The organism is Agromyces arachidis, from assembly GCF_052805135.1.
Genome location: NZ_JBRBDK010000021.1, coordinates 1 through 1,733, shown reverse-complemented (window position 1 = coordinate 1,733; position 1,733 = coordinate 1). Strand labels below are relative to the sequence as shown.

Annotated in this window: 1 protein-coding gene; it reads left to right on the top strand. The window is 60.2% G+C overall.

Going from position 1 to position 1,733, the window contains the following annotated elements; all coding sequences use genetic code 11:
- The coding region (locus ACUY4T_RS14405) for an Eco57I restriction-modification methylase domain-containing protein (protein ID WP_446019656.1) at positions 1-1,733 on the top strand (1,733 nt) is incomplete at both ends.

Genomic DNA, 1,733 nt, shown 5'->3' with positions numbered 1-1,733 from the left:
AGGAAGCGTTCTGGAACCTGTTCGCGGATGCGGACACGTTCGGGGCGTTGCTGCATCCGGACCAGGAGCTGATCGGGCCGCTGCGGGAGCATCTGGATGCGAACCCGCCAACCGACCTGATCGGCGAAGAGCTCCACGAACGCGCCCGCACGGTCATCGCTCAGGCGGAGTACCTGTCCCAGCGGTACCACGTCGTCGTCGCCAACCCCCCATACATGGGCTCCCGAAATATGGGCCGCAGGCTAGCAGCATATGCAAAGTTGAATTTTCCCTGGGCGAAGTCGGATCTCTTCGCCGCCTTCATAGTTCGGACGATTAGCCTAGCGAGGGTCGGGGGCACAGTTGGCATGATGTCGCCAATGGTTTGGATGTTCATCAGCACATATGCCGAACTCAGACTGCACGTGCTGGAGCATGCCCCTGTCCGTGCTCTCGTTCAACTCGAATACTCCGGGTTTCAGGGAGCAACCGTTCCTGTATGCGCGTTCGTATTGGCGCCGGGTGCGACCAATGAGCGAATGGGTACCTTCATCAGATTGACGGAGTTCCGCGGACCCGCAGCCCAGGGGCCGAAGACTCTAGAAGCAGTAGCAGATCCGGCGATCGAGTGGCGGTTCGACGCGTCATCGGCCGAGTTCCTCCGCATCCCGGGCGCTCCGATCGCGTACTGGATGAGCGCCGCACTCAGAGACACATTCTCTCTTGGTCAACCCCTCTCAGAGCTTGCCGATTTCGTTGGAGGACTGCACAAGACAGGAGATAACTCAACGTTTGTCCGCGCGACCTGGGAAGTCTCCCGTTCAACGATTGGCCGCGCCCCGACTGAGCGATGGGTGCCGTACTCGAAGGGCGGCGGCCGTCGCAGGTGGTACGGGCTGGTCACTGATGTGGTCGACTGGTCGAACGACGCGCGAGATTTCTATCGACGAAACCCGACGTCTAACCTTCTCGCCGAGCGGTTCTGGTACCGATCAGGCATCACCTATTCGATGATCACCTCAAGCGTCAATACGTTCCGCTGGCTTCCTCCTGGCGCCGTGTTCGACATGGGCGGGCCTACGTTCTTCCCGCACGATGGGGACGTTGAGTTGGTCCTGCTCGTCGGGAACAGCGTCTACGCGGCCGAACTGATTCGGCTGCTCAACCCCACACTCAACCTGCAGACCAGCGACGTCAAGAAGCTCCCAGCGCCCGTGCTGGCAGTTGGCCAGAGGGACGAAGTGAGGTCGATCGTGACGGAGTTGATCTCCATTTCCAAAGCAGACTGGGACGCGCAGGAGATTTCGCTGGACTTTCTCCGCTGCCCTCTGCTATCAGATGGCGAATCACTCCTGGCTCGATCGATCTTGATGGCGGGCGAACGCGCTTCAGATCAGATCGAGCGATCGTTGGATCTGGAGCGCGAGGCTAACAGGGTCGTTGCTGCCGCGCTCGGACTGGGCGCCGAATACTCCCAAGTCGCACAGAGCGATATCACGCTACTGGCGAATCCTTCCTATCGATATGACGACTCGCGCGCGCAGCTGCCCGGCATTACATCGTCGGACATGGTGACGGAGCTCGTGTCCTACAGCGTGGGTGTGATGTTTGGCCGTTACTCGTTGGATCGTGACGGTTTGATCTTGGCGGATCAGGGGGACTCGTTGGAGACGTTCCTTGAGCGTGTGCCGGAGCCGCGGTTTGTGCCGGATCGGGACAATGTGATTCCGGTGGTGGATGGGGACTGGTTCGAG